Source organism: Kitasatospora sp. NPDC059160, from assembly GCF_042755465.1.
Taxonomy (GTDB): domain Bacteria; phylum Actinomycetota; class Actinomycetes; order Streptomycetales; family Streptomycetaceae; genus Kitasatospora.
Genome location: NZ_JBHZCN010000095.1, coordinates 18803 through 37223, shown reverse-complemented (window position 1 = coordinate 37223; position 18421 = coordinate 18803). Strand labels below are relative to the sequence as shown.

Sequence of the window (18421 nt, the reverse complement as noted above, 5' to 3'; positions counted from 1 at the left end):
GTGTCCCACCCCTGCGGCGTGTGGGGGCTGGGGGGTGGGGGCTGCGGGGCGGGGGTTCAGAGCCGTACGGGCAGCTCCCGCAGGGCCGGGAGCACCTCGGCGGCGAAGGTGCGCAGCGCGGCGAACGCCGTGTCGGCGGGCAGGGTGCCGTACTCGAAGGCGGCGTTGACCCGGGTGACGCCGGCGGCGGCGAGTTCGGCGATCTGCTCGACGATCTGCTCGGGCGAGCCGGCCAGCAGCCGCTGGTAGGCGAGTTCCTCGTCGGCCGGGTCGACGGCGGCCGGGACCGGTGGCCGGCCCCCGGTCGGGTAGGCGCCCTCGGCCAGGGCGCGGGAGGTCTGGATCTGCCGGGCGACCTCGCGGGCCGCGGCCCGGCGCCCGGCCGGGTCGGTGCCGACGTGGACGAAGCGGTTGACGGCGTACTCCAGGCCCTCCGCCGCGACCCCCTCCTCGGCCGCCAGGGTGGTCACCGTCCGCCACTGGGCCGCGAGTTCGGCCGGGGTCGACAGGGCGAGGCCGAGCAGGTGGAAGCCGCGCCGGACGGCGAAGCGGGTGGACTCGGGCGACACCGCGGCGGCCCACACCGGCGGGTGCGGGGCCTGGTGGGAGGGCGGCAGGACGGTCACCGGGGCGTCGATCCGGTGGAACTCGCCCTTGTGGGTGACCTCGGTCTCGGTGAGCAGCCGCAGCACCAGGTCGGCGGACTCCTCGAAGGCGGCCCGGCTCCGGTCGAGGTCGCGGCCGAAGCCGAGGAACTCGTGCGGCTGGTAGCCGCGGCCGATGCCGAGGTCCAGGCGGCCGCCGGACAGCTGGTCCAGGGTGTTGACGTCGGCGACCAGGCGGACCGGGTCCCACAGCGGCAGCACCAGGATGCCGGTGCCGATCCGCAGGTCGGGGGCGAGCGCGGCGGCCTGGCCGAGCAGCAGCAGCGGGGAGGAGCTGAGGCTGTAGCCGGAGAAGTGGTGCTCGGTGATCCAGATGCCGGAGAAGCCCCGGTCGTTGGCCCATTCGACCTGCCGGGCGAAGTCCAGGTACTTCTGCCGGGCGGACGACCGGTCGACCGACGGGGAGATGCTGAGGTAGGTGATTCCGACGCGCATGACCGGGGTTCGCTCCTCTGGAAGGTTCGGCGGGCTTGGTCGTTCGGTGGGGGGTGGACGGGCTCGGTGCCTCAGGCGGCGGGCAGGACGGACTCGGCCAGCAGGTGGTCGAGGTGGGCGGTCAGTTCGACCGGCGTGGGGTGGTCGAAGGCGACCACCGGGGGGAGCGCGAGCCCGGTCGCGGCGACGAGCCGGTTGCGCAGGTCCAGGACGGTGAAGGAGGAGAAGCCGAGGTCCTGGAAGCGCTCCCGCTCGCCGATCCGGGCCGGGTCGGCGTAGCCGAGGGCCTCGGCGGCCTGTTCCCTGACCAGGGCGAGCAGCAGGGCGGTGCGGTGCCCGGGCCCGGCGTCCGCCCAGCGCCGCAGCAGGGCGGCCGGGTCCTCGGCGGGCTCCCGTTCCGCGGTGGTGGCCCCGGGCAGCGGCGCGGGTTCGCGGCCGGCGCCGGAGGGGCCGGGGGTGGCCAGCCAGTGGACCGTCGGGGCGAAGGGGTGGCCGGGCACGGTGTCGGGGTCGGCGGCGGGCGCCGGCCCGCTCGGCCCGCCGACCGGCAGCCCGTGCACCTCGGCCCCGGCCAGCGCGGCGGCGAGCGCCCTCGACGGGGGCCGTTCGCGCAGCTGCACGGGCAGTTGGACGGCCTCCGGGTGGATCGCGGCGGTCAGCGCGGCGAGCGTGCTGTGCGGGCCGAGTTCCAGGTAGGCGGTGACGCCGTACCGCTCGCGCAGGGTGCGCACGCCCTGCTCGAAGCGGACGGTGGCGCGGATCTGCTCGGTCCAGTAGCGGGGGCTCGCGATCCGCTCGGGGTCGGCGGTCTCGCCGGTGAGGTTGCTGATCACCGGCAGGCTCGGGGCGCGGTAGCCGATCCGCCGCGCCTCGGCGTGGAAGCGTTCCAGCACCGGGTCCAGCTGGGCGGAGTGGAAGGCGTGCGAGACCCGCAGCCGGCGGGTGCGCAGGCCGAGGCCGGTGAGCTCGCGGTCGAGCCGGGCGATCGCGTCGGCGTCGCCGGAGACCACCGTGGAGGCCGGTCCGTTGACGGCGGCCAGGCCGAGCGCCTGCCCGTACGGTGCGAGCAGTGCGGTGAGCCGCTCCTCGGGGGCCTGGACGGAGAGCATCGCGCCCGCGCCGGCGGGCAGTTCGTCCATCAGCCGGGCCCGGGCGGCGACCAGCGCGGCCGCCGACTCCAGGTCGAACACCCCGGCCAGGTGGGCGGCGGACAGTTCGCCGATCGAGTGGCCGAGCACCGCGACCGGTGGGGGCAGCCGGGTGCCCAGCAGTCGGGCCAGCGCGGTCTGGTGGGCGAACAGGGCCGGCTGGGTGTACCGGGTGCGGTCCAGCAGTGCGGAGGCGGCGGAGCCCGGTTCGGCGAACATCACGTCCCGCAGCGGGCGGTCCAGGTGGGGGTCGAGGGCGTCGCACACCTCGTCCAGCGCCTTGGCGAACTCCTGGTGCTCGGCGTGGAGTTCACGCCCCATGCCGGGCTGCTGGGAGCCCTGGCCGGTGAAGGTCCAGGCGGCCCTGGGGGCGGCGACGGCGGTGCCGCGCACCAGGGCGGGGTGGGTGCCGCCGGCCGCCAGGGCGCGCAGGGCCGGGGCGATCTCCGCCGGGCGGTCGGCCAGCACGGCGGCCCGGTGCGGGAACCGCGCCCGGCCGTGGCCGAGCCAGTGGGCGGTGTCCCGGGCACGGTCCGCGGCGCCGTTCCCGGTGCCGTCCACGGCGCCGGCCTCGGCGTGCGCGGCCAGCGCCAGCGCGTGGTCGCGCAGCGCCTCGGGGGTGCGGGCGGTGAGCAGCCAGGGCCGGTCGGCGGGGCCGGCGCCGGGTTCGGGACCGGGTTCGGCGGGCGGCGGCTCGGGGGCCTCCTCCAGGATCAGGTGGGCGTTGGTGCCGCTGATCCCGAAGGAGGACACGGCGGCCCGGCGCGGGCGCTCCCCGCGCGGCCAGGGCGCGGCCTCGGCGAGCAGTTCGACGGCGCCTTCCGACCAGTCGACGTGCGGGGTGGGCGTGTCCAGGTGGAGGCTGGCGGGCAGGGTGTCGTGCCGCAGGGAGAGGATCAGCTTGATCACCCCGGCGGCTCCGGCGGCGGCCTGGGTGTGACCGATGTTGGACTTCAACGAGCCGAGCCGCAGCGGGCGTTCGCGCTCGGCGCGGCCGTACACCGCGAGCAGGGCGCGGGCCTCGATCGGGTCGCCGAGCGTGGTGCCGGTGCCGTGCGCCTCGACCGCGTCGACCTGGTCGGGGGTGAGCCGGGCGTCGGCCAGCGCCTCCCGGACGACGGCCTCCTGGGCCGGCCCGCTGGGAGCGGTGAGCCCGTTGCTCGGGCCGTCCTGGTTGACGGCCGAACCGCGCAGCACGGCCAGCACCCGGTGGCCGTTGGCGCGGGCGTCGGACAGGCGCTCCAGGAGCAGCAGGCCGACGCCCTCGGCGAGCCCGGTGCCGTCGGCGCCCGCCGCGAAGGCCTTGCACCGCCCGTCCGGGGCCAGCCCGCGCTGGCGGCTGAACTCCAGGAACACCCTCGGGTGGGCCAGCACGCAGGCCCCGCCGGCCAGGGCGAGGTCGCTCTCGCGCGAGCGCAGCGAGCGGGCCGCCAGGTGCAGCGCCACCAGCGAGGAGGAGCAGGCGGTGTCGACGGTCAGGGCCGGTCCGTGCAGGCCGAAGTGGTAGGCGAGCCGGCCGGAGGCGACGGACCCGGCGTTGCCGGTCATGAAGTGGCCGTCGAGTTCGCCGGCCACCTCGTGCGGGCGCGGGGCGTAGTCCTGGCCGATCATGCCGACGTACACGCCGGTCCGGCTGCCGCGCAGGGCGGCCGGGTCGAGGGCGGCGGACTCGAAGGTCCGCCAGGCGGTCTCCAGCAGCAGCCGCTGCTGGGGGTCCATGGCGAGCGCCTCGCGCGGGCCGAGGCCGAAGAAGGCGGCGTCGAACTCGCCGGCGCCGTCCAGGAAGCCGCCCTGGCGGGCGTAGGAGGTGCCGGGGGTGGCCGGGTCCTCGTCGAACAGCGCGTCGAGGTCCCAGCCGCGGTCGGCGGGGAAGTCGCCGATGGCGTCCCGGCGTTCGGCGAGCAGCCGCCACAGGTCCTCGGGGGTGCGCACGCCGCCGGGCAGCCGGCAGGCCATGCCGACGATCGCGACCGGCTCGTGCGCGCGCTCCTCCAGGGCCTCGATCCGGCGCCTGGCCTGGCGCAGGTCGGCGGTCGCGCGGCGCAGGTAGTCGCGCAGCCGTTCCTCGGTGCCGCCGGGGGTGGCGGTGGGGGCGCCGCCGGAGGTGGCGGCGGGTTCGGTCGTCCCGGGCATCTCAGACCTCCGTTCCGGGATGGTTGAGTTCGTCGTCGAGCGCGGCGAACAGTTCCTCGTCGCTGGCCGTCGCGAGGTCCTCGGCGCGCTCGCCCTCGCCGTCGCCTTCGGCCGGGGTGTCGTCCAGGCGCCAGAGCAGCTCGCGCAGCCTCCGGCCGACCGCTCCCCGGACGCCGTCCGCGGCGGCCAGCGCGGGCAGCAGGGACTCCAGCCGGTCGAGCTCGCGCAGGAACGGGTCCGGCGCGGCCTCGTCCTCGGGGGCCAGGGCCCGGTGCAGGTGGGCGGCCAGCGCCGCCGGGGTCGGATGGTCGAACACCGTGGTCGGGGCCAGCCGCAGGCCGGTGGCCGCCCCCAGGCGGTTGCGCAGTTCGACGGCGGTGAGCGAGTCGAAGCCGATCTCCTTGAAGGCCTGGTCGGCGGCGACGGTTCCGGCCCCGCCGTGGCCCAGGACGGCGGCGGCCTGGCCGAGCACCAGGTCGAGCAGGGCCTCGGCCCGCCCGGCCGGGTCCAGGCCGGCGAGCCGGTCCGACAGCGGGGCCGGGCCTCCGGCGGCGGGCGCGCCGGCGGCGCTGCGCCGGGCGGGGGCGCCCGCCAGCGAGCGCAGCAGCGCGGGTACGGTCCCGGCGGCCCGGCCCGCCCGCAGGTCGAAGCGGGTGGTGACGACGGCCGCCCGGCCGGTGGCGCGGGCCGCGTCCAGCAGGGCAAGGCCCTCCCGGTCGGTGAGCGGCACCAGGCCGCCCCGGGCCAGTCGGGCCCGGTCGCCGTCGGTGAGCTGTCCGGTCAATCCGCTGGCCCGCTGCCACAGGCCCCAGGCGAGCGAGGTCGCGGGCAGGCCCTCGGCGGCGCGGCGGTGCGCGAGGCCGTCCAGGTAGGCGTTGGCCGCCGCGTAGTTGGCCTGTCCGCCGCCCCCGAGCACCCCGGAGACGGAGGAGAACAGCACCAGGTCGGCGAGGTCGGCGTGCCGGGTCAGCTCGTCCAGGTGGCGGGCGGCCCGGGCCTTGGGGGCGAGCACCGCCTCCAGCGCGGCCGGGTCGAGGGCCTCCAGGACGCCGTCCGCGAGGGCGCCGGCGGCGTGCACCACCAGCGTCAGCGGGTGCTCGGCGGGGACGGAGTCGAGCAGCGCGGCCAGCGCCGCCCGGTCGGCGACGTCCACCGCGGCGACGGTCACCTCGGCGCCCAGTGCGGCGAGTTCGGTGGCCAGCTCGGCGGCGCCCGCCGCCTCGGGGCCGCGCCGGCCCGCCAGCAGCAGGTGCCGGGCGCCGTGCTCGGTCACCAGGTGCCGGGCCGTCAGCGCGCCGAGGGTGCCGGTGCCGCCGGTGACCAGCACGGTGCCGGCCGGGTCGAGCGGCGCGGGGACGGTCACCACGACCTTGCCGGTGTGCCGGGCCTGGCCGAGGTGGCGCAGCGCCTCCCCGGCCCGGGCGACCGGCCAGGCGGTGATCGGCGGCAGGGTCAGCACCCCGCGCTCGAACAGCGCCAGCAGCTCGGTCAGCAGCTCGCCGATCCGCTGCGGACCGGCCTCCAGCAGGTCGAAGGAGCGGTAGCGCACACCCGGGTACTGCTCGGCGATCCGGTCGGGGTCGCGCAGGTCGGCCTTGCCCATCTCGACGAAGCGGCCGCCGCGCGGCAGCAGCCGCAGCGAGGCGTCGACGAAGTCCCCGGTGAAGGAGTTCAGCACCACGTCCACCCCGGCGCCGTCCGTCCCGGCGAGGAAGAGCCCCTCGAAGTCGAGGGTGCGGGAGGAGGCGGTGCGGGCCGGGTCGACGCCCAGCGCCGCCAGGGTGTCCCACTTGCCGGGCCCGGCCGTCCCGTACACCTCGGCGCCCAGGTGGGCGGCGAGCTGGACGGCGGCGATGCCGACGCCGCCGGCCGCCGAGTGCACCAGCAGCCGCTCGCCCGCGCGGAGCCCGGCCAGGTCGACCAGGGCGTAGTGGGCGGTCAGGTAGGCGGCGGGGACGGCGGCGGCCTGGGCGAAGCTCCAGCCGGCCGGGACGCGGGCCAGCAGCCGGTGGTCGGTGACCGCGACCGGGCCGATGCCCCCGGACACCAGGCCGGTGACCCGGTCGCCGGGCGCCAGGCCGGTCACGCCCGGGCCGACCTCGGTGACCACGCCGGCCGCCTCGGTGCCGAGCAGGGCGCGGTCCGGGTAGACGCCGAGGGTGATCAGCACGTCACGGAAGTTCAGCCCGGCGGCCCGCACGGCGATCCGCACCTCGCCGGGGGCGAGCGGGCGGGCGGCGTCCGGGGCGGGGAGCAGGGCCAGCGCGTCCAGGGTGTCCCCGGTGGGGGCGAGCCGCCAGGGGCCGTCCCCGGGGGCGGTGAGCTCGGGCCGGGCGGGCAGCGGGACGACCGCCGGGGCGAGCAGCGCGCCCCGGCGCAGGGCGAGTTGGGGCTCGTCCCGGGCGAGGGCGGTGCCCAGCGCCGCCCGGGAGTCGGGGTGCCCGTCGGTGTCCAGCAGGCGGAACCGGCCGGGGTGCTCGGTCTGGGCGCTGCGCAGCAGGCCCCAGAGGGCGGCCGCGACCGGCCGGACCGGGCGGTCGGCGGGGCCGGTGTGCTGGGCGTCGCGGGTCAGCACGGCGAGCCGGGTGTCGGCCAGGTGGTCCTGGGCGAGCCAGCGCTGGACGAAGCCGAGCAGGGTGGCGGTGGCGGCGGCGGGGTCCTGGTCCTGGTCCTGGTTCGGGTTCGGGGCCGTCGGCTCGGGGAGGGTGAGTGGGAGGACGGCGAGGGCGGGCGGGTCGGTGGTGAACAGGCTTGCGGGGTCGGGGAGTTCTGCCGGGTCGGTGGGGTCGGTGGGGTCGGCGGAGAGGTGGTGCTCGGGCAGTTCGACCACCGCCCGGTCGGCGGGGACGGCCGCCGACGGGGGCACGGGCGCCCAGTCCAGGTGGTACAGGCCGTCGGCCCGCCCGACCGGCCGGGCGGCGGCGAGGGCGCCCGGGGCGAGCGGGCGCAGGGCGATCCGCTCGGCGGTGAGCACCGGCCCGCCGAGCGGGTCGGTGGCGGTCAGCGCGACCGAGTCGGCGCCGTGCCGGGTCAGCCGGACCCGCAGGGTGGTGGCGGCCGTGGCGGCGAGGGTGACGCCGGTCCAGGCGAAGGGGAGTGCCGTTCCCCGGTCGGCGTCCTCGGGGTCGCTCTCCTCGCGAGTGCCGTCCTCGCGAGTGCCGTCCGCGTGGGCGGTGAGGCCGGCGGCGAGCGGGTGCAGGGCGGCGTCCAGCAGGGCGGGGTGGATGCCGTAGCGGGCGGCGTCCGGGTGCGCGGGCTCGGGGAGTTCGACGGTCGCGTAGACGGCGTCACCGGCGCGCCACAGGGCGCGGACGCCCTGGAAGGCCGGGCCGTAGTCGTAGCCGCGGTCGGCGAGGCCGGGGTAGAGGTCGGCCGGGTCCACGGGGGTGGCGCCGGGCGGGGGCCAGGCCGCGGGCCGGTCCTCGGGCCGGTCCTCGGGGGCGGCGGCGGACGGGTGGTCTGGGAGGAGCAGGGCGGTGGCGTGCCTGGTCCACGGCTCCTGCGGGCCGGCGGCCGCCGGGCGGGAGTGGACGGCGAGCGCACGGGCGCCGTCGGTGTCCGGCGGTTGGACGGTGGTCTGCAGGTGCACGGCGCCGTCGTCGAGCAACAGCGGTGCCTCCAGGGTCAGTTCGGCCAGGGCCGGGACGGCGGCGCGGTGGCCGGCGTGCAGGGCGAGTTCGACCAGCGCGGTCGCGGGCAGCAGCGGGGTGCCGGTGACGGCGTGGTCGAGCAGCCAGGCGTGGGTGCCGGTGGAGATTCGGCTGGTGTAGAGCGCGGTGCCGTCCGGCAGGTCGGTGGTGGCGCCCAGCAGTGGGTGGTCGGCGCTCTGGAGGCCGAGGTGGCCCGGGTCGCTGATGTCCGGGGCGGGGTCGAGCCAGTAGTGCTCGTGCTGGAAGGGGTAGGTGGGGAGGCCGGGCGGGGTGGTGGGGGTGGTGAGGGGCCAGCTGAGGCGGTGGCCGTGGAGTTCGACGGCGGCCAGGGCCTGGAGCAGCGGCTGATCGTCCTCGCGGTTGCGGCGCAGGGTGCCGGTGATCAGGGCCTCCGGCTGTTCCGTCAGGGTTTCCTGGATGCCGACGGTCAGCACCGGGTGGGCGCTGGCCTCCACGAAGGTCGTGAAGCCCTCGGCGGCCAGGGCACGGACGGTGTCCTCGAAGCGCACTCGGCTGCGCAGGTTGCGGAACCAGTACCCGGCGTCCAGCTCCGCAGTGTCCAGCGGCCCGGCCGTGACGGTCGAGTAGAACGGGATCTCCGACGGCTGGGGGCTGATGTGTGCCAGCAGGTCGAGGAGTTCGGTGCGCAGGGGATCGACCTGGGAGGAGTGCGAGGCGTAGTCCACCGGAACCTTCCGCACCCGTACGTCCTGCTCCTCGCCCCAGGTCACCAGCTCGCCGATCGCCGTCGCGGTCCCGGAAACCACCGTCGAGGAAGGCCCGTTGACCGCCGCGACCTCCAACGCACCGTCCCAGCGGGCGATCAGGGACTCCACCTCCGCCACCGGCAGCGGCACCGACGCCATCCCGCCGTCACCCGCCACCACCCGAATCGCCTTACTGCGCAGGGCCACCACGGCCGCAGCGTCCTCCAGGCTCAACGCCCCGGAGACCGCAGCCGCCGCGATCTCCCCCTGCGAGTGCCCCACCACCGCGTCCACCGGCAACCCGTACGAGCGCCACAGCCCCGCCAGCGACACCATCACCGCCCACAGCACCGGCTGCACCACGTCCACCCGCTCCAACAGGACCGGATCCCGCAGCGCCTGCCCCAACTCCCACTCCACATAGGGCTCCAGGGCCCGGCCGGCGTCGGCCAGCAACGCGGCGAACACCGGAGACGACTCGGCCAGCGCCACCCCCATTCCCACCCACTGCGAACCCTGCCCCGGGAACACCAGCACCACTCGACCCGGCGAGGACGCCACCCGACCCGACACCACCGCCGGATGGTCGGTCAGCGCACGGAGTGCGGCCACCACCTCGGCGCGCTCGCCCGAGGCGACGGCGGCGCCGTACCCGTGCCGGGCGACGCGGGTCAGTGTCCAGGCCGCGACCTCGGACAGGCCGACCCGGGCACCCGGGCCCTCCAGCCAGTCCGCCAGCCGCTCGGCCGCCGCACCCAACGCCGCCTCCGAGCGCGCCGAGAGCAGCACCGGGGCGACCGCAGGAACCGGCTCCACCTGAGGCCCGGTGGCGGCCGGGGCCTCCTCCAGGATCACGTGCGCGTTGGTGCCGCTCATCCCGAAGGCGGAGACCCCCGCCCGGCGCGGCCGCTCGCCCGGCGCCCAGTCCACCGGCGCGCGCAGCAGCTCGACCGCACCGCTCCCCCATTCGACGGCGCCGGTCGGCTCGTCGATGTGCAGGGTGCTCGGCAGCACCCCGTGCCGCAGTGCCTGCACCATCTTGATCACGCCCGCCACCCCGGCCGCCGCCTGGGCGTGCCCGATGTTGGACTTCACCGACCCCAGCCACAAGGGCCGCTCGGCGGGCCGGTCCTGACCGTAGGTGGCCAGCAGCGCCTGCGCCTCGATCGGATCCCCGAGCCGCGTCCCCGTGCCGTGCGCCTCCACCGCGTCCACATCCGCGACGCCCAGCCCGGCCGCCGCCAGCGCCGCCCGGATCACCCGCTCCTGCGAAGGCCCGTGCGGGGCGGTCAGGCCGTTCGAGGCACCGTCCTGGTTGACGGCGGTGCCGCGCACCACCGCCAGCACCGGGTGGCCGTTCGCCCGGGCGTCGGAGAGCCGTTCGACCAGCAGCAGCCCGACGCCCTCGGAGAAGCCGGTGCCGTCGGCAGCGGCCGCGAAGGCCCGGCAGCGGCCGTCCGGCGAGAGGCCGCGCTGGCGGCTGAACTCGATCAGGGTGTCCGGGGTGGACATCACGGTGGCGCCGCCGACCAGGGCGAGGCTGCACTCGCCGGAGCGCAGCGCCTGGCCCGCGAGGTGCAGGGCGACCAGGGAGGAGGAGCACGCGGTGTCCACCGTCACCGCCGGACCCTCGAAGCCGTAGGTGTACGCGATCCGCCCCGAGGCCACGCTGCCCGCGCTGCCGGTGCCGAGGTAGCCCTCCGCCTCGGGGGCGGAGCCGCGCACCCGGCCGCCGTACTCGGTGTAGATCAGGCCGGTGAAGACGCCGACCGGGGTCCCGCGCAGCGCGGCCGGGTCCAGGCCGGCGCTCTCCAGCGCCTCCCAGGAGGTTTCCAGCAGCAGGCGCTGTTGCGGGTCCATCGCGACGGCCTCGCGCGGGTTGATGCCGAAGAACGCCGGGTCGAAGTCGGCCGCGCCGGTCAGGAAGCCGCCGTGCCGGGTGTAGGAGGTGCCGGTGCGCTCCGGGTCCGGGTCGTACAGCCCGTCCAGGTCCCAGCCCCGGTCGGCCGGGAACTCCGAGACCGTCTCCCGGCCCTCGGCGACCAGCCGCCACAGCTCCTCCGGCGAGCCCACCCCGCCCGGGTAGCGGCACGCCATCCCGATGATCGCGAGCGGTTCGTCGGCAGCGGCCCGGGTACGGGCGGGCGCGGTGGCCGGTGCGCTGCCGCTGCGGCGCAGCAGGTCGCCGAGGTGCTCGGCGAGGGCGCGCGGGCTGGGGTGGTTGAACACCAGGGTCGGCGGCAGCTTGAGTCCGGTGGCGGCGGCGATCCGGTCGCGCAGTTGGACGGCCGTGAGGGACTCGAAGCCGAGGTCGCGGAAGGCCCGGTCGGGGTCGAGTTCGGCGGGGGTGGCGTAGCCGAGGACGGCGGCGACCTCTCCGCGCACCAGCTCGCGCAGCTGCCGCTCCAGCTCGGCGCCGGACAGCCGGCGGAGGCGCTCGACGGCACCGCCCTCCCCCGCCGTGCGCCCGGCGGCCCGGCGGGCCGGGGTGCGGGTGGGCCGGGCCGGGCCCCGGGGGGCGGGGGCGGTCAGCCGGTCGACGGCGACCGGGCGCAGCACCAGGGTGTCGACGGTGAGGACGGGGGCGCCCTCGGGGTCGACGGCCCGGAGGCGGAGGGTGTCCTGGTCCAGGCGGTCCAGCCGCACCCGCAGCGCGGTGGCGCCGACCGCGTGCAGGCCGAGGCCGTTCCAGGCGAACGGCAGCCGCAGTTCGGCGGGGCGGTCCGGGCCGTCGGCCGCCGCCTCGGCCTGGAGGGCGGCGTCCAGCAGGGCGGGGTGGATGCCGTAGCGGGCGGCGTCGGGGTGCGCGGGCTCGGGGAGTTCGACGGTCGCGTAGAGCACGTCGCCGTGCTGCCAGGCGGCGCGCAGGCCCTGGTAGGTCGGGCCGTAGCCGACCTCGGCGGCGGCGAACCGCGCTGCGGCGGTGGCGAGTTCGAGGGGGACGGCCTCGGCCGGGGGCCAGTCGGCGGGGAAGTCCTCGGTGGGGAAGTCCTCGATGGGGGTGGCCGGTTCGGCCGGCTCGGCGGCCAGGGTGCCGGTCGCGTGGTGGGTCCAGTCGCCCGCGCCGCCGTGCTCGGGGCGGGAGTAGACGTCGAAGGTCCGACGGCCGTCCCGGTCGGCGGCCGGGACGAGGACCTGGAGGTCGAGCACCGCCCCGCCGAGGGTCAGCGGCGCCAGCAGGACGAGTTCGTCCACGCCGGAGGAGCCTGCCGACTCGGCGGCGGCCAGGGCGAGTTCGGCGAAGCCCGTCCCCGGGAACAGGACCGTCCCGGCGACGGTGTGCTCGGCCGACCAGGGGTGGCTGCGCGGGGAGAGGCGGCCGGTGAGGACCAGCCCGCCGTCGTCGGCGCGTTCGACACTCGCGCCGAGCAGGGGGTGGGCGGACGCGTCCGGGCCGCCCGCGTGAGTGGGGGCGTCGAGCCAGTGGCGACGGTGCTGGAAGGGGTAGGTGGGGAGGCCGGGTGGGGTGGTGGGGGTGGTGAGGGGCCAGTCGAGGCGGTGGCCGTGGAGTTCGACGGCGGCCAGGGCCTGGAGCAGCGGTTGGTCGTCCTCGCGGTTGCGGCGCAGGCTGCCGGTGACCAGGGTGTCCGGGGCGTCCGGGTGTTCGGCCAGGGTTTCCTGGATGCCGACGGTCAGCACCGGGTGGGCGCTGGCCTCCACGAAGGTGGTGAAGCCGTCCTCGGCCAGGGCGCGGACGGTGTCCTCGAAGCGGACCCGGCTGCGCAGGTTGCGGAACCAGTACCCGGCGTCAAGGGCGCTGGTGTCCAACAGGGTTCCCGTGACGGTGGAGTAGAACGGGATGTCGGCGGGCTGGGGGTTGATGTGTGCCAGCAGGTCGAGGAGTTCGGCCTCAAGGGGTTCGACCTGGGCGGAGTGCGAGGCGTAGTCCACCGGGACGCGCCGTACCCGCACCTCCTGCTGCTCACCCCAGGTCACGAGCTCGCCGATCGCCGTCGCGGTCCCGGAAACCACCGTCGAGGAAGGGCCGTTGACCGCCGCGACCTCCAACGCACCGTCCCAGCGGGCGATCAGCGCCTCCACCTCCGCCACCGGCAGCGGCACCGACGCCATCCCGCCGTCACCCGCCACCACCCGAATCGCCTTGCTGCGCAGGGCCACCACGGCCGCAGCGTCCTCCAGGCTCAACGCCCCCGACACCGCCGCCGCCGCGATCTCGCCCTGCGAATGACCCACCACCGCGTCCACCGGCAACCCGTACGAACGCCACAGCCCCGCCAGCGACACCATCACCGCCCACAGCACCGGCTGCACCACGTCCACCCGCTCCAACAGGACCGGATCCCGCAACGCCTCCGCCAACTCCCACTCCACATAGGGCTCCAGCGCCCGGCCGGCGTCGGCCAGCAACGCGGCGAACACCGGAGACGACGCGGCCAGCGCCACCCCCATCCCCACCCACTGCGAACCCTGCCCCGGGAACACCAGCGCCACCCGACCCGGCGAGGACGCCACCCGACCCGACACCACCGCCGGGTGTGCCGACCGCCCGGCCAACGCCCGCAGTCCGCCGATCAGTTCAGCCCGGTCCGGCGAGGCCACGGCGGCCCCGAACCGGTGCCGGGCACTGCAGGTGAGCGTCCAGGCCGCGACCTCCGCGAGCCCGGCCTGCGCGCCCTCGCCGTGCTCCAGCCAGTCCGCCAGCCGCCCGGCCGCCGCGCCCAACGCCGCCTCCGAGCGCGCCGAGAGCAGCACGGGGGCAGCCGCAGGGCCCTCGATCGGAGCCGACTCCGCCGCAGCGGCGGCCGGGGCCTCCTCCAGGATCACGTGCGCGTTGGTGCCGCTGATCCCGAAGGCGGAGACCCCCGCCCGGCGCGGCCGCTCGCCCGGCGCCCAGTCCACCGGCGAGCGCAGCAGCTCCACCCCGCCGACGGACCAGTCCACCTCCCCGGTCGGCTCGTCGACGTGCAGGGTGGCGGGCAGCACGCCGTGCCGCAGCGCCTGCACCATCTTGATCACGCCCGCCACCCCGGCCGCCGCCTGGGCGTGCCCGATGTTGGACTTCACCGACCCCAGCCACAACGGCCGCTCGGCGTCACGACCCTGACCGTAGGTGGCCAGCAGCGCCTGCGCCTCGATCGGATCCCCGAGCCGCGTCCCCGTGCCGTGCGCCTCCACCGCGTCCACATCCGCCGCGCCCAACCCGGCCGCCGCCAGCGCCGCCCGGATCACCCGCTCCTGCGAAGGCCCGTGCGGGGCGGAGAGCTGGCTGCTGGTGCCGTCCTGGTTGACGGCCGAGCCGCGCACCACCGCCAGCACCGGGTGGCCGTTCGCCCGGGCGTCGGAGAGCCGTTCCAGGAGCAGCAGGGCCACCCCCTCGCCCCAGCCGGTGCCGTCCGCGCCCGCCGAGAACGCCTTGCAGCGGCCGTCCGGCGACAGCCCGCGCTGGCGGCTGAACTCGACGAAGGTGTTGGGGGTGGCCATCACGGTGGCCCCGCCCGCGAGCGCCAGCGTGCACTCGCCCGAGCGCAGCGCCTGCGCGGCCAGGTGCAGGGCGACCAGGGAGGAGGAGCACGCGGTGTCCACCGTCACCGCCGGACCCTCGAAGCCGTAGGTGTACGCGATCCGCCCCGAGGCCACGCTCGGCGCACTGCCGATGCCGACCTGTCCCTCGACGGCGGCCGGCAGCGGGTTGAGCCGCGAGCCGTAGTCGTTGTACATGATCCCGGTGAAGACGCCGACCGGGGTCCCGCGCAGCGCGGCCGGGTCCAGGCCGGCGCTCTCCAGCGCCTCCCAGGTGGTCTCCAGCAGCAGCCGCTGCTGGGGGTCGATGGTGCTGCTCTCGCGGGGGCTGATGCCGAAGAACTCACCGTCGAAGCCGGCTGCCGCGGCCAGGAAGCCGCCGTGCCGGGTGTAGGAGGTGCCGGTGCGCTCCGGGTCCGGGTCGTACAGCGCGTCCAGGTCCCAGCCCCGGTCGGCCGGGAACTCCGAGATCGCGTCCCGGCCCTCGGCGACCAGCCGCCACAGCTCCTCCGGCGAGCCCACCCCGCCCGGGTAGCGGCACGCCATCCCGACGACGGCGATCGGCTCCGTGGACCTGGCCTCGGCCTCTTCCAGTCGCAGGCGGGTGTCCTGGAGGCTGGCGCTGACCCGCTTGAGGTAGTCGCGGAGCTTCTCGTCGTTCGACATGCGTGCTCTGCCCTTCGATGGTTCGAGGTGTGGCGGGGCCGGACGGAGTTACGGCGGGCCCGGCGGCGGGGCGGGGCCGGGAGGGGTCAGACGTGTTCCAGGGCGAACCCGGACTTGATCCACTTGCTGGACTCGACCGCGATCGCGGCGGCCCGGTCACCCGGGGAGAGCTTCGGCAGGACCTGTTCGAGCTGGAAGAAGACCAGCGCGTTCCCGGTGTTGGCGGTCTCGCCGACGCAGCTGACCTCCTCGGCGCCGCTCAGCCCGAGGCGCTCGACGATCCGGCTGGTCATCCGGGTGGACAGCTGCGGCGGCAGCAGGTGCGTCACCTCGCCCTCCTGCCAGCCGGCCTCGGCGAGCAGCCGGTGCAGGATCTGCTCGGCGAACAGCGGGACGGTCTCCTCGATCGCCTTGTAGTCCTCCCGGGCCGTCGGCCGACCGCTGTGCCGGTCGACCGGGCCGAACCACTCCAGCACCTGGCCGGGTTCCCGTCCCCGGCCGGCCAGTTCGACGAAGGAGGCCCGGACGGCGGTCGGCCCGGCGGCCGGGTCGGCGCTCAGCACGGCGGCCCCGGCGGCGTCGCCGAACAGCACGTAGTTGACCAGTTCGGCCGGGGGGACGGCGCGCAGGTCGGCCGTCAGGTCGTAGTGCTTGGCGATGACGTCGCCGCCCAGCACCAGGGCGGTGCGGTGCCGGCCGGTGGAGAGCAGTTGGCGGGCGACGTCGATCGCCTGGACGGCGCCGGAGCAGCCGGACTGCAACTGGTAGGTGGCCACGCCGTCGATGCCGAGCCGGTCGGCGATCACGTTGACGGTGGCGGGCATCAGGGTGTCCGGGGTGGCGGTGCCGAGCACCACGAGGTCCACGTCGGCGGGGTCGGTGCCCGCCGCGGCGAGCGCGCGCCCGCCGGCGGTGGTGCCCAGGTCGGCCAGGGTGTCGCGCTGCTCGCCGGTCTCCAGGTCGAGGGCGAGGTGCCGGGTGCGGGTGCCGATGAAAGCGTCCACCCACTGCTCCCAGAGCGCGTCCATGCCGAACCGGCGGCCCAGGGCGGCGTTGTCGATGGGCGGGCCCGGCAACGCGGTGCCGGCCGCCAGGAGGCGGATCTCTGCGGGGTCCATCTGCGGTCTGCTCCCAGCCGGGTCGGAGTGCGCGTCGGGCCGAACGGCGGTCCGGCGCAGAGGTGTTCAGCAGGTGTTCAGCAGGTGCTCAGCAGGTGCTCAGCGGTAGAGGACGATCGCCGAGGCGTACGCCTTGTGGGTCTCGACCGGCCGGAACTGGCGGAACCCGATCGCCCCGCGCAGCGGGCCGGCCACCGCGACGGCCTTGATGGTCTGCTGCTCGCCGAGGGTCAGCCGGGCGTCGTCGACGATGCCGCCGGTGCGGATGACGTTGCCGTCGATCAGCCGGATCTCCTCCGAGAAGTAGCCCAGGAAATTGCCCTCCGGGCCCTTGCGCAGCATCCGCCCGATGCCCTTGGTCGTCCCGACCAGTGCGCCCTGCTGGTCGCGCAGCTCGTAGCGGACGTGGGCGAGGTCGTCCAGCGTCGGGGTGGCCCCGCTGAAGTCGGAGTTGGTGGACTCGTAGCTGATCAGGGTCTCGGCGAGGTCGGTGAGGTGGAGCAGGTTGGCGGGGTCGCCGACCGGCGGGTTCGGCCCGGTCGGGCCGAGCGGCGGCACCGCCAGCCAGGCCAGCAGCCGGCCCCGCAGGGCCGCCGCGACGGGGGCCAGCGGGCCGGGGAGGGAGATCGATGCCATGCCACAACTCCGTTCAGCACAGGGACGGGACGGCGCCGGCGGAACGGCGCACCGATCACGCTAGGCAACGGCGCTAAACCGGCCCGGCGCGGCCGCTGAACCGATCTCCGCCGCCCGGCGAATGCGCCGCTTAACCGGCGACAAACGCCCATTGAATTGCCGTTGATTCCGGTCGGAACTGCCGTGGCCCGCGCCCGAGGTGCGGAACTAGCATGCGCCGGAGCAACCAGAATTCCCCCCGGAAAACCGTTCCGGGAAATCCGACCGGGAGGCCGCGTTGTCCGCCAGTTCCGTCGAAGCACCGTCGTTCCCGGTGCGCCGCTCCTGCCCCTACCAGCCACCGGACGTCTACCGGGAGATCAGCACGCGGGGCCCGATCAACCAGGTCACCCTGTGGGACGACCGCCGCGTCTGGCTGATCACCGGTTACGCGGAGGCCCGCCGGCTGCTCGCCGACGAGCGGCTGTCCTCCGACCGCAGTTACGACGCCTACCCCACCATGGCCCCGCACCTGGGCGCGCCGGCCGCCCGCAAACTGGTGCTGGTGGGCGAGGACCCGCCGGTCCACCACCACCACCGACGGCTACTCAACCCGGAGTTCAGCCTCAAGCACGCCCGGGCGCTGCGCCCCGACATCGAGCGGATCGTCAACGGACTGATCGACCGGATCGAGGAACTCGGCTCCCCCGCCGACCTGGTGGAGCACTTCGCGGCGCCCATCCCCTCGCTCGTCATGTCGGCGCTGCTGGGCATCCCGTACGAGGACCACGCCTTCTTCCAGACCGCCACCGCCGGCGTCATGCAGGGCCGGGACCCGGAGCACACCGAGGCCTCCGCCGCCGAACTCGTCCGCTACCTGGACCGGTTGGTGACGGCCCAGGAGCGCAAGCCGGACGAGAACCTGGTCGGCCGGCTGGTGGCCCACGTGGAGAGCGGCGAGCTGACCCACGACGAGGTGGTGCAGCTGGCCATGGTGCTGCTGATCGCGGGCCTGGAGACCACCTCCTCGATGATCCCGATCAGCGTGCTGGCCCTGCTGGAGAACCCGGAGCAACTGGCGGCGCTGCGCGACGGCGTGGTGCCGGCCGCCATCGCGATCGAGGAACTGCTGCGGATCACCGCGGTGACGGACTTCGCCGGGGTGCGCTGGATCACCGACGACATCGAGATCGACGGACTGGTGCTGAAGGCCGGGGACGGCCTGGTGGTCTCCTCCACCATGACCAACCGGGACGACCGGGTGCACGCCGAGCCGTACGAGGTCGACCTGGCCCGGGCCAGCCGCCAGCACCTGACCTTCGGCTACGGCATCCACCAGTGCCTGGGGCAGAACCTGGCCCGGCTGCAACTGGAGATCGCCTTCGAGACGCTGGTCCGCCGGCTGCCCGGGCTGCGGCTGGCGGTGCCGTCCGAGGAGCTGGTGATGCGCCGCACCGGCACCATGCAGAGCGTCGAGCGCCTGCCGGTGGCCTGGTGAGCGGGGCCGGGGTGCGGGTCTCCACCGACCGGGACCGCTGCATCGGCGCGGGCCTGTGCGTGCTGACCGCGCCGGACGTCTTCGAGCACGACGACGACGGGCTGGTGACCCTGCTGGAGCCCGAGCCCGCGGCCGAGCGGGAGCAGGACGTCCGGCTCGCCCACCAGCTCTGCCCGGCCCGGGCCCTGACCGTGGAGGCCGCCCGACCGGAACCGTCCTGAGCGGGCAGGACCTAAAGCCGCCGGGAACCCTCCCGACTCCCGGCCGGCGGGGCGTCTCCGCAGGTCACCGATGCCCGACCGGCG

The 18421-nt window shown here is 76.0% G+C and carries 7 protein-coding genes; 2 read left to right on the top strand and 5 right to left on the bottom strand.

Annotation, left to right across the window (positions count from 1 at the left end):
- Window positions 1-56: 56 nt before the first annotated feature.
- The 5 genes from ACFXOZ_RS32275 to ACFXOZ_RS32255 form a co-directional block, all read right to left on the bottom strand.
- The gene (locus tag ACFXOZ_RS32275; RefSeq protein ID WP_375893161.1) at window positions 57-1100 is read right to left on the bottom strand and encodes an LLM class flavin-dependent oxidoreductase; all 1044 of its coding nucleotides are present in this window, start codon (window positions 1098-1100) and stop codon (window positions 57-59) included.
- Window positions 1101-1171: 71 nt separating this feature from the next.
- Complete coding sequence (locus tag ACFXOZ_RS32270; RefSeq protein WP_380593559.1) at window positions 1172-4381, bottom strand: type I polyketide synthase; 3210 nt, start codon at window positions 4379-4381, stop codon at window positions 1172-1174.
- 1 nt (window position 4382) lies between these two features.
- A complete protein-coding gene (locus ACFXOZ_RS32265) occupies window positions 4383-14885 on the bottom strand; it encodes an SDR family NAD(P)-dependent oxidoreductase (protein WP_380593558.1) in 10503 nt (3500 codons plus the stop codon).
- Between the two features lie 86 nt (window positions 14886-14971).
- A complete protein-coding gene (locus ACFXOZ_RS32260; RefSeq protein WP_375893162.1) occupies window positions 14972-16003 on the bottom strand; it encodes a 3-oxoacyl-ACP synthase III family protein in 1032 nt (343 codons plus the stop codon).
- Window positions 16004-16102: 99 nt separating this feature from the next.
- Complete coding sequence (locus tag ACFXOZ_RS32255) at window positions 16103-16639, bottom strand: hypothetical protein (protein ID WP_375893163.1); 537 nt, start codon at window positions 16637-16639, stop codon at window positions 16103-16105.
- 277 nt (window positions 16640-16916) lie between these two features.
- Between ACFXOZ_RS32255 and ACFXOZ_RS32250 the strand changes: the two genes are divergently transcribed.
- Window positions 16917-18116 carry a cytochrome P450 gene (locus tag ACFXOZ_RS32250; protein WP_380593557.1) on the top strand — a complete coding sequence of 400 codons (1200 nt, stop codon included), beginning with the start codon at window positions 16917-16919 and terminating at the stop codon, window positions 18114-18116.
- Window positions 18113-18337 (top strand): ferredoxin, encoded by a 225-nt coding sequence (locus ACFXOZ_RS32245; protein WP_380528075.1) that lies wholly within the window; start codon window positions 18113-18115, stop codon window positions 18335-18337. Before ACFXOZ_RS32250 ends, ACFXOZ_RS32245 begins: the two co-directional genes overlap by 4 nt.
- Window positions 18338-18421: the final 84 nt, after the last annotated feature.

What these genes read in the sequence shown, in the direction of transcription:
- ACFXOZ_RS32275 (WP_375893161.1), bottom strand. Translation starts at nt 1,100, where the DNA reads ATGCGCGTCGGAATCACCTACCTCAGCATCTCCCCGTCGGTCGACCGG.
- ACFXOZ_RS32270 (WP_380593559.1), bottom strand. Translation starts at nt 4,381, where the DNA reads ATGCCCGGGACGACCGAACCCGCCGCCACCTCCGGCGGCGCCCCCACC.
- ACFXOZ_RS32265 (WP_380593558.1), bottom strand. Translation starts at nt 14,885, where the DNA reads ATGTCGAACGACGAGAAGCTCCGCGACTACCTCAAGCGGGTCAGCGCC.
- ACFXOZ_RS32260 (WP_375893162.1), bottom strand. Translation starts at nt 16,003, where the DNA reads ATGGACCCCGCAGAGATCCGCCTCCTGGCGGCCGGCACCGCGTTGCCG.
- ACFXOZ_RS32255 (WP_375893163.1), bottom strand. Translation starts at nt 16,639, where the DNA reads ATGGCATCGATCTCCCTCCCCGGCCCGCTGGCCCCCGTCGCGGCGGCC.